The following is a 13034-nucleotide window of genomic DNA, read 5'->3' as shown; positions in this document are numbered from 1 at the left end:
GTCAGTTTCCCTTCACCCACGGCAGCAGGTCGCGGTTCTGCGCGATCAGCTCGTCGGCCAGCTGGTCCGCGATGGCGTGCTGGCCGATCAGCGGGTGGGCGAGCAGCGCGTTCGCCACTCGGTCGCGGCCACCGTGCTTGGCCGCTTCCAGTGCCAGGTACTCGTACGCGGTGACGTGCGAGATCAGGCCGGAGATGGACGGTTCCACCGGACGGACCGGCAGCGCCTTGCCGCCGTTCGAGTCCACAGTGGAGGACACTTCGATCACGGCGTCGTCGGGCAGGAAGGGCAGCGAGCCGTTGTTCTGCACGTTCACCACGTGCTTCTCAGCGCCTGCGCCACCGGTCAGCGCGTGCACGAGCTGCACGGCCGCCTCGGAGTAGTACGCGCCGCCGCGCTGCGACAGCTGCTCCGGCTTCGTCACGACCGACGGGTCGCCGTAGATGTCGAGCAGTTCCTTCTCGACCGCGGCCACGACCTCGGCGCGCGGCGGTGAGGTGAGCTGCTTCTGCACGACGGCGTCGTGGTTGTAGAAGTAGTTCAGGTAGTACGACGGCACCATGTTCAGGCGCCGCATCAGCTCGCCGTCGATGCCGATGTGCTCGGCGAGACCCTCGACGTGGTCCGCGAGCAGCTCCGGCAGGCGGTCGACGCCGTCCACGAACACGCCGCGTTCCCACGTGAGGTGGTTCAGGCCGACGTGCTCCAGCTCCACAGTGGACGGATCCACCCCGAGCAGTGCGGACGTCCAGCGCTGGAACGTGATCGCCACGTTGCACAGGCCGATCGCCTTGTGACCCTCCTGCAGCAGCGCGCGCGTCACGATGCCGACCGGGTTCGTGAAGTTCACGATCCACGTGTCGGGGCCCGCGATCCTGCGCACCTTCTCCGCGATGTCCAGGACCACCGGCACGGTCCGCAGGGCCTTGGCGAGGCCTCCCGCGCCGGTGGTCTCCTGGCCGACGCACCCGCAGCTGAGCGGGAACGTCTCGTCCGAGGCGCGCGCCTTCTGCCCGCCGACCCGCAGCTGCAGCAGTACGGCCGACGCGCCCTCGATGCCTTCTTCGAGTGACGTGGTGGTGCGCACCTTCGCCGAGTGACCCGCGTGCTCCAGCAACCGCTGACTGAACGGGCCGATCAGTGAGAGGCGGTGCTCGTCCGGGTCGACGAGGACGATCTCGTCCACCGCCAGGCTGGTGCGACGGCCGGCGATGCCGTCGATCAGCTCCGGTGTGTAGGTGGACCCGCCACCGACGACGGTGAGTTTCATCCCTTGACCCCCGTGAACGTGATTCCCTTGACGAACGACTTCTGGGCGAAGACGAAGAGGACGACGGCGGGGATCATCGTCAGGAACGTCACCGCCATCGACGAGTTCCACTGGACGATGTGCATGCCCTTGAACGTCGCCAGTGCCAGCGACAACGTCCACTGGTCCTTGACCTCACCCGTGTAGAGCAGCGGGCCGAAGTAGTCGTTCCAGGTGAAGAGGAAGCAGAACAGCGCGGTGGCCGCGATGCCGGGCTTCGCCATCGGAATGATGATCCGGATCAGCGCCTGGAACTCCGAGCACCCGTCCACCCGCGCGGCGTCCACGTAGGACTGCGGGATGGTGAGCATGAACTGGCGCAGCAGGAAGATGCTGAACGCGTCGAACAGGAAGTACGGCGCGATCAACGGCACCAGCGTGCCGGTCAGGCCCAGCGACGACCACGTGTCGTACAGCGGCACGGCCACGACCTGCGGCGGCAGCATCATCGCGCCGATGACGAGGATGAACGCCACGTTCCGGCCGCGCCACTTGAGCTTTGCGAGCGCGTAGGCCGCCGGGATCGACGAGATCAGCATGCCCAGCGTCGCGAGCAGCGAGTACGTGAGGCTGTTGATCAGGTACTGGAACAGCGGGGCCTTGTCGAAGACCTCGACGAAGTTCTCCCAGTGCCACTCGGTCGGCCAGAGGTTCGAGGTGAACGCCTGGTCGTCCGACATCACCGCGGTGAGGAAGACGAACACGACCGGTGTGGCGAACATCAGGCCGAGCGCGAGCCCGATCGCATGGGTCGCGACCCAGTTCAGGATGCCGCCGACGTCGCGCTTGCGACGCGGCTGCTCCGGTTCCGCTGGGACGTCGACCGGTGGTTTGGTCAGCGTGGCGGTCATGCTCCCGGACCCCCTTCCTCAGCGGTGGAGTTCTTGCGCATCCGCTGGACCAGCACGATGGTCACGGCGAACGAGATGACGAACAGGACCGTGGCCATGGCGGCCGCGTAGCCCATGTCGAAGTAGCGGAAGCCTTGCGTGTACAGGTAAACCGGGAACGTCAGCGTGGAGTTGTCCGGGAAACCGAGATATTTGGTCGATCCCGTCGCGTCCGCTGCTCCAGAGCCGGCCGACCCCGCGACGACCGCCTGTGTGAACAGCTGCAACGCGAGGATCACCGAGTTCACGATGCCGAAGAGCAGCACCGGTGAGATCGTCGGAAGCGTGACGTGCCACCAGCGCCTGATCGGGCCGGCACCGTCGAGTTCGGCTGCCTCGTACTGCTCCTGCGGCACGTCCAGGATCGCGGCGAGGATGATGATCATCAGGTCGCCGGAGATCCAGAGCATGATCGCGGTGATACCGGGCTTGGCCCACGCCGGGTCCGAGAAGAACAGCGGTGCGTCGACCCCGAACCAGCCGAGCACGCTGTCCAGCGGACCGCCGTTGGGACGCATCACCATGAAGAACACGAGTGTCGCGGCCACCGGCGGTGCCAGTGAGGGCAGGTAGCAGAGCGTCCGGATCAGACCGACGCCCGACTTGAGACGTGCGATGACCGATGCCACGCCCAGCGCGAACACCGTCCGCGCGATCGTGAGCACGACGACGAACCACAAGGTGTTCGCGATCGCCTTGGTGAGCAAGGGATCTTTGAACATGAACTCGTAGTTGGCGAGTCCGTTGAACTCCGGCGGGTTGATCAGGTCGTACTTCGTGAAGCTGAAGATGACCGTGGCGACCAACGGGTACACGAAGAACAGGACGAAGCCGATGAGTGCCGGGGCCATGAACCCGAGCACGGCTAGACGGTGGCGGGCACGTGCCCGCCCCTTGCCGGGGGCGGGCCGCGCGCCGAGCGTGGCGGTCATCTTGCGAATCCCCTACTTGCCGCTCTTGGCGATCTGGTCGTCGATGTTCTTGTCGACTTCCTTGAGGCCTGCCGCCAGGTCCGGGACCTTGCCGGACTGGTAGGAGACCGAGAAGTCGGTGACGGCCTTGATGTGCGCGTCACCGATGGGGGTGACCGGGTTGCCCTTGAGCTTGTCGCTCTTGGCCAGGTCGATGAACGTCTTGAACTGCTCGTCCACCTCGAGCTTGGGGCTCTCCATGGCGGCCTTGGTGCTCGGGACGTTCTTGATGGCGTTGGACAGGTCGACGATCGTGTCGGTGTCGAACGTCAGGTGCTTGATCAGCTCCCACGCGGCGCCGGCGTTCTTGGCGCCCTTGGGAATGCCCATGATCGTGCCGGTGGTGAACGCGGTGCCGTAGTCGGCGGGCTTCCAGGTCGGGAACGGAGCCGTGCCGAACTTGATCTGCGGCGCCTGCGCCTTGAGGAAGGCGGTGCGGTACTCGCCGTCGATCATGATCGCGATCTTGCCCTGGTGGAACGCGTGGTCGGCCGAGTACTCCTGGCCGAGACCCGCGCGGAACCGCTCCAGCGCGTCGTAACCGTAGAAGTCGACGAGCTTCTTCTGGAACGTCATCATCTCGGTGAAGCCGGGCGAGCTGGCGAGACCGGACTTGCCGTCCTTCTCCCACTCCGCGCCGAACGTCGGCGCGAGAATGGTCGGGCGGTTGGCGTAGAAGCCCATCGTGGGCAGGTAACCCGCCACCTCGATGTCACCGTTCGGCGCCTTCTTGGTCGCCTTCACGGCCGCGTCGTACAGCTCGTCCAGCGTCTTCGGCGGCGCGGTGATGCCGGCCGTCGAGAGCAGGTCCTTGTTGTAGTACATGGCGTACACGTCGGTGAGCATGGGCATCGCACAGCGGTTGCCCTTGTACTCGGTGTACTGCTGCACCGCCGGGGAGAGCTGGTTCAGGTCGACCTTGTCGCGCTCGATGTAGGCCTTCAGCGGCTGAAACGCGCCGGAGGAGCAGAACTGGCCGATGTTGTCCGTGGTGAACGACAGCGCGACGTCCGGCGTGTTGCCCGAACGGATGCCCGCGGTGATCTTGTCGTCGTCCTGCGAACCCTCGTGCTTGATCTCGATGTTCGGGAACTTCTTGTTGAAGGTCTTGAGAGCCTTCGTGACCTCTACCAACTCGCGGTCGGAGTAGTTGCTCCAGACCGTGAGCGTGAGCTTGTCGTCCTTGCCAGGAGCAGCGGCGGCATCGGAACTCGCGCCGCCACCCTTGCCCGCCGCACATGCGGTGAGGGTCAGCGCTGCGGCGACACAGAGCAAGGCAGCACGGGTGTGCTTGCGCATGTGCACTCCTTCTCGATCAACGTGGGGACCCGGCGACCACTGGGCCGCGGAATGGAGCCGTGGTGGCTGCCGGGAGGCCGAACACCTCTTCGCGGGCGAAGGCCAGCGCCGAGTGCAGTGCGCCGCTGCGCACTGGTTTCCCGGTGACCAAAGCCAGCTGAATAGGTGTTCTCGGCACCACCAGTTGCCGCAGTTCCGCGGCAACGAGGTCGTTCAGCGTGGTTCCGCCTGCCTGCGCGATGTCGCCGGACAGGAGGATGAGTTCCGGGTCGAGCACCGCGACGACGCTAGCCACGCCCGTGGCTATGCGCTTGGCGAGATCGGCCATGAACTCACGGCCCGCCGGACCCGCGGCCAACGCCTTGCGCACGGCACCGTGACCGTTGCGCGCGGCGAGCCCGTGGGCGCGTGCGAGCTTGCAGATCGACGTGTTGCTGAGCAGTTCACCGAACGTGCCGCCGGAGCGGTCCGTGTCGGTGTCGGCCGCCGCGCGGTCGGGGATCATCAGCCCGTCGATCTCGCCCGCGCCACCGGAAGCGCCGCGCAGCAGCGATCCGTTGACGACGACGGCGGCACCGACGAGGTCCGCGGGCCAGATGACGACGAAGTCGCTCACCTTGGTGGCCCGTCCGGCGACCATCTCCTCCAGCGCGACGAGGTTGACGTCGTTCTCGACGCTCACCGATGTCGCGAGCTGCTCCCGCAACTGGCCGGGCATGTCGAAATTGCTCCAGCCGGGCAGATGTGGTGCGTAGGCGAGCTCACCGTTCGCGGGGTTCACCGCTCCCGGACAGCCCACCACGACGTGCAGCAACTGGTCGGCGCTCAGACCTGCCTGACCGCAGGCCTTGCCGACCGCGCTCACGAACGCCTCCAGCACGCCGTGCTTCACGGGCATCGGCGCCTTGTACTCGGTGAGCACGGCACCGGAGATGTCCGCGATCGCGATGTCGACCGTCTCAGGGGTGAGATCGACAGCGGCGATGTGCGCAAGCGCCCCGTTGACCGACCACAGCTGAGCCCTCGGTCCGCGTCCGCCGCCACGCAGTCCGTTGCGGACCACGGTGTCGGCGTCTTCGAGCCGGGTGAGCAGCTGTGCGGTCGCCGGCTTGGAGAGGCCGATCAGACCTTCCAACTCCGACCTGGTCAGCGGCCCGTTGCGCAGCAGAGCCTCGATGGCTGCGCGGTCGTTGATCTCCCGCAACAGTCGTGGGCTTCCGGCACGCATTAGGTCCGCTCCTGTCTGTTAACTTTCCAGACGATTTCGGCAGACGGTAGTGACCTGGTTCACCGGGGTCAATCCCCGATATGGGTCCGTTACCTGAGTTAGGTTCGCCTAAGGCACCCTGGAACCATGACCGACGTGCGCCAGGAGTCGCTCGCATCACTGCTCGGAGGCCGGGGCGGCGCCCTCGACGCCTCCCTGCCGCCGTTGGCGTTCGTCGCGGGCTGGCTGCTGTTCGGGCATTCGATCGGTGCGGGCGCCGTGGTCGCCGTCCTGTCCGGTGTGGCGATCGGCGTCTTCCGCCTGGTGCGAGGCGAGAAACCCCGCGCCGTCCTGCTCTCGTTGCTGCTGGTGGTCGCCGCCGCGCTGGTGGCTCTCTACACGGGACGCGTCGAGGACTTCTTCCTCATCCAGCTGCTGTCCAACGTGGCCTCGGCCCTGGCGTGGGCGGGCTCGATCGCCGTGCGCTGGCCGTTCCTGGGGCTCGTCGTCGGGACGCTGCTCGGGCAGAAGACCCGGTGGCGCCGAGATCCTGCCCTTTTGCGCGCCTACTCGGTCGCGTCGTGGGCTTGGGTCGGTCAGTACGTGCTGCGGGTCGCCATCTTCACACCGCTGTGGCTCGACGCGCAGGTGTTCTGGCTGGCGACCTTGCGGGTGGCGCTGTCGTGGCCACTGCAGATCGTCTGCATCGTGGTCTCGGGGTGGTTGCTGAAGCGGGCGCTACCGGCAGACCACCCCGGGTTCCGGCACCCTCAGACCACGGACTTGAGGAAGGCCGACCAGGCGGCCGGCGAGACGGGGACGTGAGCGCTCGGCGCCTTGCTGTCGCGGATGCCGACACCCTTGCCGACCTCGACACAGTTGTCGCCACTGCCGCTGTAGCTGCTCTTGCGCCAGGTGGTCATCAGAGACCCTCCAAGATGTTGTCGATCACCGCCCTCGATTCTTCCTCAGACAGCGCGATCTCTGCGAGGGCCGTCAGGATGTCCTGGTGGACCTTGATGGTGTCCGCGTCATCGAAGAACAGGCAGTAGTTGACGCTCTCGACATAGACGACCGGTGGGTACTTCGGGAACTTCATCAGCCGGAAGTCGCCGGACGTGCCCGAGTGCATTCCTGCCGAGCGCGGAATGATTCGGAAGCTGACGTAGTTCCGCACCGACATTCTGAGCAGGTGGGCCAGTTGTTCCCGCCACACCTCGACACCACCGACCGGAAGTTCAAGTGCCTGTTCGTGCACGAAGAAAACGAACTTCCGGCCGGGTTCGAGGATGGCCGACCGCGCAGCTCTGGTAGCGGCGACCTCGGGAACCTTCTCGGCCTCGATCACCTTGGAGTGCTTGGTGACGACGTAGCAGTACTCGGGTATCTGCAACAGGCCCGGCACGAGGATCATCGACCAGCAGATGATCTCCTCAGCGTCTCGTTCCTGGTCGATCAGAGTGCGTACCTGGTCGGGGACGCCGTCTTCCGGGATCTGGAGCCAGGCCTTGCCAGACTCCCGGAACAATGCCAGCAGGTGTTCTCGTTCCTCGACTGTGGCCTGGCAATAGGCGAGCAGCAGCAGGACGTCCGACTCGTCCACGCCGCCCTTGCCGAGCGTCATGTCGGAGATCTTGGCTTCCTGCCAGCCGAGCAACTCGGCGAGCCTGCGGTGGGTGAGGCCGGTCCGGGCGATGATGGCGCGAACGCCGACGCCGAACTCTCGCCCCGCCACACTGGACGATCTTTTGGGCATGCCGGAAAACCTAGGCCCGATGGATCATTCTTCTCCATTGTTTCCGGTCAAATGTGCCTGAAGGTAGGACGCATGGAGCGGCTCCATGTTTCGGATGATCTTGCCGCTCGACGTTCGCGGAAGCGTGTCCATGACGAGGATTTGCTTGGGGAGCTTGAATTCCGCGAGTCGTTCCGTGCACCACTCCGACAACGCTTGTGCCGTGAGCGTGTCACTGGCCGTGCCGACGTACGCGCGGATTTCCGGCTTTCCCACCGCGACGGCCTCTTTCACCTGCGGGTGTCCACGCAGGACGTGTTCGACCTCGGTCAGGTCGACCTTGTTGCCGCGCACCACGACGAGCGAGTCGGTGCGGCCGAGCAGCCGGAGTTCGCCGTCGCTGGAGAACTCGCCTCGGTCGCCGGTGCGGAACCAGCCGCCGGAGTAGCGCGCGGGGTCGTTCTCGGACAGGTATGGCGTTTCCTTCAGCGCCACCTCGACGAGGCCGTCGCGGACGCGGGCCGTGATGCCGGGCATCAGCTTGCCGACGGACGGGCGGACCGTGCCGTCCACCGCCATGGTCAGCGCGCCGGTCTCGGTGGTGCCGAAGCATTCGCCGACCGGGAAGCCGTAGGCGGCGGCGAACCTGTCGGCCACGTCCTGCGGCATCATCTCGCCGCCGGCGAACGCGCCGCGGACCGTGCGCAACGCGTCGCGGTCGGGCGAGGAGGCCAGCAGGTCGAAGTGGAACGGCAGGCCGGTGACGAAGTCGACCTCGTGCGTCCGTGCCTGCCGGAGGATCGCTTCCGCGGAAGGGTTTTCGGCGAACACGAGGTGCGCGCCGACCGCGAGGGAGTGCAGCAGGCCGCCGATCAGGCCGAAGCTGTGGGCGGGGGAGTTGAGCAGCAGGAAGCGTTCGCCGCCGCGCACCACGCCGTCGCACGCGGCGAATCGCGCCACCTCGTCGGCGAGTGACTCGGTGCTGCGGCCGATGACCTTCGAACGCCCTGTCGAGCCGGAGCTGAACTGGACCAGCCGGTGCGGGGTCGCGGCGGGGACGCCGGGCGCGCGTTCGACGACCAGGCCGTAGCGCTCCTGGAAACCTTGAGCGGGAACGCCACTGGGGTGCACGAGGAACTCGGGGCGCGTCAGGTCGTGCAGGACATGGGTCTCGGCCTGGCGCAACCGGTGGTCGATCGAGATCACCTGCGCGCCGATGCTCCACAACGCGAGCACGGCCTCCAACTGGCTGAAGCTCGGCGGCACCTGGACGGCGACTGTGCTCCCCTCACGGATTCCGACGGCCTCGAACCGTGCGGCGTGAGCGGAGACGTCGGCGCGCAGCAGGCCGTGCGTGACTGTGTTGCGGTGACTGAAGATCGGCACTTCGTCGCCGTGCCGGTGCAACAGGTCGGTGATGAACTCGCGCATTTCTTTCAGTACTCCTTGCAGAACTCGCCGATCGGGAGGCCCACGTGCCGTTGCTCAGAAGCGATGTAGCCGAGCAGTTCGTCGCCGCGTTGAAGTTCGGTGACGTTGCGGACCTTGCCGCCGGGGCCGAGCACGCGGACGTGCCAGTCGTCCTGCACCATCAGGTGGACCTCGACGCCCTCCGGCGAGCGCGCGGAGATGGTGAGCATCGGGCGTGATTCGAGTTTGGCCCTGCCGACGGTGATCTCGCGGGTGCGGCCCTCGGCGTTGACGGCGAGGACCTTGCTGCCGGACCTCAGCTCGGACAGGTAGTTGGTGCGGTTCGCCGGGCCCAGCACGTAGGAGTGCAGCGCGCCCGCGTTGACCCGGAACGGCCGTGTCGGCATGTACGGCAACGGATGCGTTTCGCTGCAACAGAGGATGAAGCCCGACGAGAACGAGCCGACGAGGATGCCCTCGTCCTCCTGGAAGTGCGAGGCGGTGTCGACGCAGACGCGGTCACCGAGGCCGTTGTGGGTCAACGCTTCCACGGTGAGCGTGGTCAGGGTCAGCGGCGGAGACGTGACTTCCAGCAGCCGCGCCAGTTTGAACACGTCGGTCGCGTCGGCAGGGGCCATCAGCACGCCGTCGGAGCCGTGTTCCAGGCATTCGAGGACGATCGCGGCCTCGACGAGGTCGGTCACGACGGTGATGAGCTTGCCGGGTGCGCCGTCCGCGGCGGCGATCACGATCTCCAGGGGGATCTTCGTCGGATCGGTGAACGCGACGACGGTGTGATCGAGCCGTTCCGCTGCGGCACAAGCGAGTTTGAGCGTCCGGTCGTCGCTGACCGTCACGAAGGCGGAACCCGTGGACAACCGGTCGAGCTGGTCCTGCTCGTCCACGACCACCGTGACGAGGTGCGGGCTCTCGACGTGGTTCTCGGTCAGCAGCACGCGGGTGATCGTCGGTGGCAGGTCGTCGAGCAGCGCCGGATCGTCCGCGACGACGCCGGCGATCCGGCTGTGCACCGCCGCGTCGATCACGGCGGTCCGCTGCGCTTCCGAGACGGTTCTGAGGTCGATCCAGGCGAACTTCACCGGTTCTCCAAGGTTGCGGTCAGTGCGTGCATGAGGCTTGCGTCGGTGGGCGCGTGGACGATCGACGCCAGCTCCGCGACCAGTTGCATCGGCGCGGGCGAGGTGAAGACACGCCGTCCAACGGCGAGACCGGAACAGCCGGCGGCCATCGCGGCACTGGCGTGGCCGGCGAGGCTGTTCGCCGAGGCGGGACCGCCCGCGACGATCACCGGAATCGGGCAGCTGGCCACGACCTCGGTCATGTCGTCGGCCAGGTTGGTCTTGACGATGTCCGCGCCGAGGTCCGCCGCGATGTTGACGACGTGGGCGAGCAGCGCGGGATCCCTCGGGTCGGCGACGCGGGGCCCGCGGGCGTAGGCCATCGCGACCAGCGGGACGTTCCACGAGTCGCACGCCGCCGCGACCGCGCCGAGGTCGGTGAGCTGGCGCGACTCCGTGTCAGACCCGATGTTGACGTGCACGCTCACCGCGTCGGCCCCGAGCCGCAGCGCCTCGTCGACCTCGCCGACGAGCACCTTCGCGTTGGCGTCGGCCATGTGCGCGGTGCCGGCGCTCAGATGGACGATCAACGCACATCCGCCCAGCACGGCGGGATCGATCGTGCGCACTCGTCCTTTGTGGACGATGATGGCGTCCGCGCCGCCCTGCACGACGGCGCGGATGAGCTCCTGCCACCTGTCCCGCGGCACCACCGGACCGTCCGAAACGCTGTGGTCCAGCGGCACGAATAGATACCTGTCGTCCTGCGGACGGGAAAGGCGTCGCAGCCGCAACGCTTTCCTCATGGCGTTCACACCCCTCGATCGTTTGGTGGTCAACAGGGTGGAGGAGTCCGCGCACGCAGCGGCAGGTGTGAGGTGCCGATAATTCCCGAGTTATCGGCCTGATAGCGCAATCGCGCTTGCAACCGCGACAGAGCGTCACCTGGTGACACCCGCGTGGCCGTGTTTGTGGATCGGTAACTGCCCTAGGCTTCGTCAGTGCGAATGGAGCTCAGACATCTGCACGTGGTGCTGACCGTGGCGCGAGCAGGCAGCATCAGCAGGGCCGCATCCCAGCTGAAGATCGCCCAGGCCGGGCTCACCGCGCAGGTGAGGCGCATCGAGGCGAGTCTTGGCGGCCCGTTGTTCCTGCGGCGCACCGACGGCGTGGAGCTCACCGAACTCGGCCGCCACGTGGTCCTGCAAGCCCAGGACCTGGTCGAACGCTTCGACGACCTGCTGGTCTCCTCGCGCAGGCTGGCCGAACGCGGCGACTCGGGCATCCGCCTGGGCGGGGTGGCGGGCTCCCCGACCGCACTGCTCGTGGGCGTGGTCCGCGAGATGCTCCCCGGCCTGCCGCAGACCACTCACATCGAACGCGGTGGCGACGCGGTGCTGGAACTCGTCCGCACCGGCGACCTGGACCTCGCGCTGGTGGTGGAGTTCCCGCGCAGCCCGTTGCGGTTCCCCAAGGCGGTGGGCCTGCGCGGCGTGGTCACGGAACGCATGCTGATCGGCGTGCCCGTCGGCCACCGCCTGTCCGGCCGCAGCGAGGTGCTGTTGTCCGAACTGGCCGGCGAGGAGTGGGTGGCGCCGGACGAGAACCACGGCGGCCGCCTCAACCTCGAGCTGGCCTGCGAAGCCGTGGGATTCACGCCGCGCTGCGCCCACTTCGGCGTGGACCCGGCGGTGGCGGCGGACCTGGTGCGCTCCACCGGCGCCGTGGCGGGCTTCTTCCCCGGCCCCGAGGTGCCGGGCGTGCTGCTCAAACCGATCATCGGCAACCCGCTGCACCGGCGGATCACGCTGGTGTGGAACACCGACGTCGACGCCGCCGAACACGTGGACGACGTGCACGCCGGACTGTTGCGCGCCTACCGCGACCGAACCCCGCACTCGGGCCGGCTGCTGGCGTCATGACTGAGGCGGCTGCGGTGGCTGCTGCTGATACTGCTGCTGCGGATACGGCTGCTGCTGCGGCGGCGGGTATGGGTACTGCTGTTGCTGCTGCGCGTAGTACTGCTGCTGGGCCCAGTACTGCTGTTGCTGCTGGTGGTACCGCTCGCGCTTCTTCCTGCTGTTGCGGGTCACGACGATCACGACGATGACGATGACCGGGATGATGGCGTACCCGACCAGCCGGCCGAGGATCCTGGCGCCGCTGGGTTCAGCAGCGAGAACGTGGAGCATGGTTGCACTTTCGCACATGTTCAGGCCGGGCGCGGGGCTTGGGGTCCGAGCACGTCCACGGCCGCCAGCCAGGCAGCACCGGCCGCACCCTCCGTCGCCATGATCACCTGAGCGTTGCAGCGCGTGAGCAGTTCCTGCTTCAGATGAGTCCCGACGGGCGTCTTGATCAAACTGCCGACCAGCACGATCGGGGACGTGTCGGACGGCTCGCGCACGGCTGAGGCCGTGTCGGCGAGCAGCCGGGCGGCGGACCCGACGATCGCCAGCGCCTCCGGGTCACCGTGGTGGTAGGCCGAGCTGACCAGCGGGGCGAACCGCGCCAGCGCGATCGGGGGCTGGGCGTTGACGGCGTTGATCAGCTGGCCGCGGTTCTTCGCGCCCGCGGCGGTCAGAACGGCGGTGGCCAGGCCTTCCAGCGGCGCGTCCACGTCCAGCAGCCGGAGTGCCGCCCGGACGGCTTCGCGGCCCAGCCAGAACGCCGAGCCGTCGTCGCCGATCAGCCAGCCGTAGCCGCCGGACTGGGCGATCATGCGGTGCCCGGCGATGCGGCCCGCGATGGAACCCGTGCCCGCCACCAGAACCGTGCCGTCGGCCGACGAGGTGCCGGTGGCGAAGGCGGCCTCGCAGTCGGTGATCACCCGCATCGGGCAGTGCAGGCCCGCGCGTTCCCAGGCCTCGCGGAACAGCGCGGAGATCGCGGGATCGGCCAGTTTCGAGGCGCCCGCCATGCCGAGCACGCCGGAGCGGACCTTGCGGGAGTCGAGGCCGTCCAGGGCCTCGGCCAGCGCCTCGCCGATGTGGGCGGCGGCGACCGTCGGTGGGTGCGAGTTCGGGTTCGCGCCGCCCGCCAGGCCCTGGCCCAGGCGGGCGCCGTCCAGATCGAGCACCAACGCCCTGGTCGAGGTGCCGCCGGCGTCGAGTCCCACAACCAGGTCCATAACG

At 67.5% G+C, this 13034-nt stretch carries 14 protein-coding genes; 2 read left to right on the top strand and 12 right to left on the bottom strand.

The genetic code is table 11. The features are described 5' to 3' along the window. Position 1 precedes the first annotated feature (1 nt). Genes SK854_RS16200 through SK854_RS16180 form a run of 5 tightly spaced genes read right to left on the bottom strand, consistent with a single transcriptional unit; the run spans position 2 to position 5697 of the window. Entirely contained in the window at positions 2 to 1270 is a 1269-nt protein-coding gene (locus SK854_RS16200; RefSeq protein ID WP_319975923.1) for a 6-phospho-beta-glucosidase, read from the bottom strand. Next, the gene (locus tag SK854_RS16195) at positions 1267 to 2160 is read right to left on the bottom strand and encodes a carbohydrate ABC transporter permease (RefSeq protein WP_319975922.1); all 894 of its coding nucleotides are present in this window, start codon (positions 2158 to 2160) and stop codon (positions 1267 to 1269) included. Before SK854_RS16195 ends, SK854_RS16200 begins: the two co-directional genes overlap by 4 nt. Then, the gene (locus SK854_RS16190) at positions 2157 to 3131 is read right to left on the bottom strand and encodes a carbohydrate ABC transporter permease (protein WP_319975921.1); all 975 of its coding nucleotides are present in this window, start codon (positions 3129 to 3131) and stop codon (positions 2157 to 2159) included. Before SK854_RS16190 ends, SK854_RS16195 begins: the two co-directional genes overlap by 4 nt. Before the next feature lie 12 nt (positions 3132 to 3143). Next, positions 3144 to 4469, bottom strand: a complete 1326-nt coding sequence (locus tag SK854_RS16185) for an ABC transporter substrate-binding protein (protein ID WP_319975920.1) — start codon at positions 4467 to 4469, stop codon at positions 3144 to 3146. A gap of 16 nt (positions 4470 to 4485) precedes the next feature. Then, the gene (locus SK854_RS16180) at positions 4486 to 5697 is read right to left on the bottom strand and encodes an ROK family transcriptional regulator (protein WP_319975919.1); all 1212 of its coding nucleotides are present in this window, start codon (positions 5695 to 5697) and stop codon (positions 4486 to 4488) included. A gap of 126 nt (positions 5698 to 5823) precedes the next feature. Between SK854_RS16180 and SK854_RS16175 the strand changes: the two genes are divergently transcribed. After that, positions 5824 to 6501: a DUF3159 domain-containing protein gene (locus tag SK854_RS16175; protein WP_319975918.1), complete on the top strand. Its 678-nt coding sequence runs from the start codon at positions 5824 to 5826 to the stop codon at positions 6499 to 6501. Here SK854_RS16175 and SK854_RS16170 read toward each other — a convergent pair. The 5 genes from SK854_RS16170 to SK854_RS16150 are packed head-to-tail and all read right to left on the bottom strand — an operon-like array spanning position 6447 to position 10706. Beyond that, on the bottom strand, positions 6447 to 6599 hold the full coding sequence (locus SK854_RS16170) for a DUF397 domain-containing protein (RefSeq protein ID WP_319975917.1): 153 nt from the start codon (positions 6597 to 6599) through the stop codon (positions 6447 to 6449). The genes SK854_RS16175 and SK854_RS16170 overlap by 55 nt on opposite strands. Beyond that, positions 6599 to 7432: a helix-turn-helix domain-containing protein gene (locus tag SK854_RS16165; protein ID WP_319975916.1), complete on the bottom strand. Its 834-nt coding sequence runs from the start codon at positions 7430 to 7432 to the stop codon at positions 6599 to 6601. The genes SK854_RS16170 and SK854_RS16165 overlap by 1 nt, the downstream gene beginning before the upstream one ends. A gap of 24 nt (positions 7433 to 7456) precedes the next feature. Beyond that, the gene (locus SK854_RS16160; protein ID WP_319975915.1) at positions 7457 to 8842 is read right to left on the bottom strand and encodes a class I adenylate-forming enzyme family protein; all 1386 of its coding nucleotides are present in this window, start codon (positions 8840 to 8842) and stop codon (positions 7457 to 7459) included. Positions 8843 to 8847: 5 nt separating this feature from the next. Then, positions 8848 to 9921: a 3-dehydroquinate synthase II gene (locus SK854_RS16155; RefSeq protein WP_319975914.1), complete on the bottom strand. Its 1074-nt coding sequence runs from the start codon at positions 9919 to 9921 to the stop codon at positions 8848 to 8850. After that, positions 9918 to 10706: a 2-amino-3,7-dideoxy-D-threo-hept-6-ulosonate synthase gene (locus SK854_RS16150; RefSeq protein ID WP_319975913.1), complete on the bottom strand. Its 789-nt coding sequence runs from the start codon at positions 10704 to 10706 to the stop codon at positions 9918 to 9920. The genes SK854_RS16155 and SK854_RS16150 overlap by 4 nt, the downstream gene beginning before the upstream one ends. A gap of 201 nt (positions 10707 to 10907) precedes the next feature. Here SK854_RS16150 and SK854_RS16145 point away from each other — a divergent pair, with 201 nt between their 5' ends. Further along, positions 10908 to 11822, top strand: coding sequence for a LysR family transcriptional regulator (locus SK854_RS16145; RefSeq protein ID WP_319976116.1), 915 nt, complete (start codon positions 10908 to 10910; stop codon positions 11820 to 11822). On the opposite strand, the gene SK854_RS16140 is transcribed toward SK854_RS16145, so the two are convergent. Both SK854_RS16140 and SK854_RS16135 read right to left on the bottom strand, forming a co-directional pair. Further along, a complete protein-coding gene (locus SK854_RS16140) occupies positions 11817 to 12092 on the bottom strand; it encodes a hypothetical protein (RefSeq protein WP_319975912.1) in 276 nt (91 codons plus the stop codon). The two genes, SK854_RS16145 and SK854_RS16140, sit on opposite strands and share 6 nt — an antisense overlap. Before the next feature lie 20 nt (positions 12093 to 12112). Next, the gene (locus SK854_RS16135) at positions 12113 to 13030 is read right to left on the bottom strand and encodes an N-acetylglucosamine kinase (protein ID WP_319975911.1); all 918 of its coding nucleotides are present in this window, start codon (positions 13028 to 13030) and stop codon (positions 12113 to 12115) included. Positions 13031 to 13034: the final 4 nt, after the last annotated feature.

The sequence above is a fragment of the Lentzea sokolovensis genome, from assembly GCF_033949975.1.
Lineage (GTDB): Bacteria > Actinomycetota > Actinomycetes > Mycobacteriales > Pseudonocardiaceae > Lentzea > Lentzea sokolovensis.
Note: the sequence above shows the minus strand (reverse complement) of the source record. Positions and strands in the feature narration are given on the sequence as shown.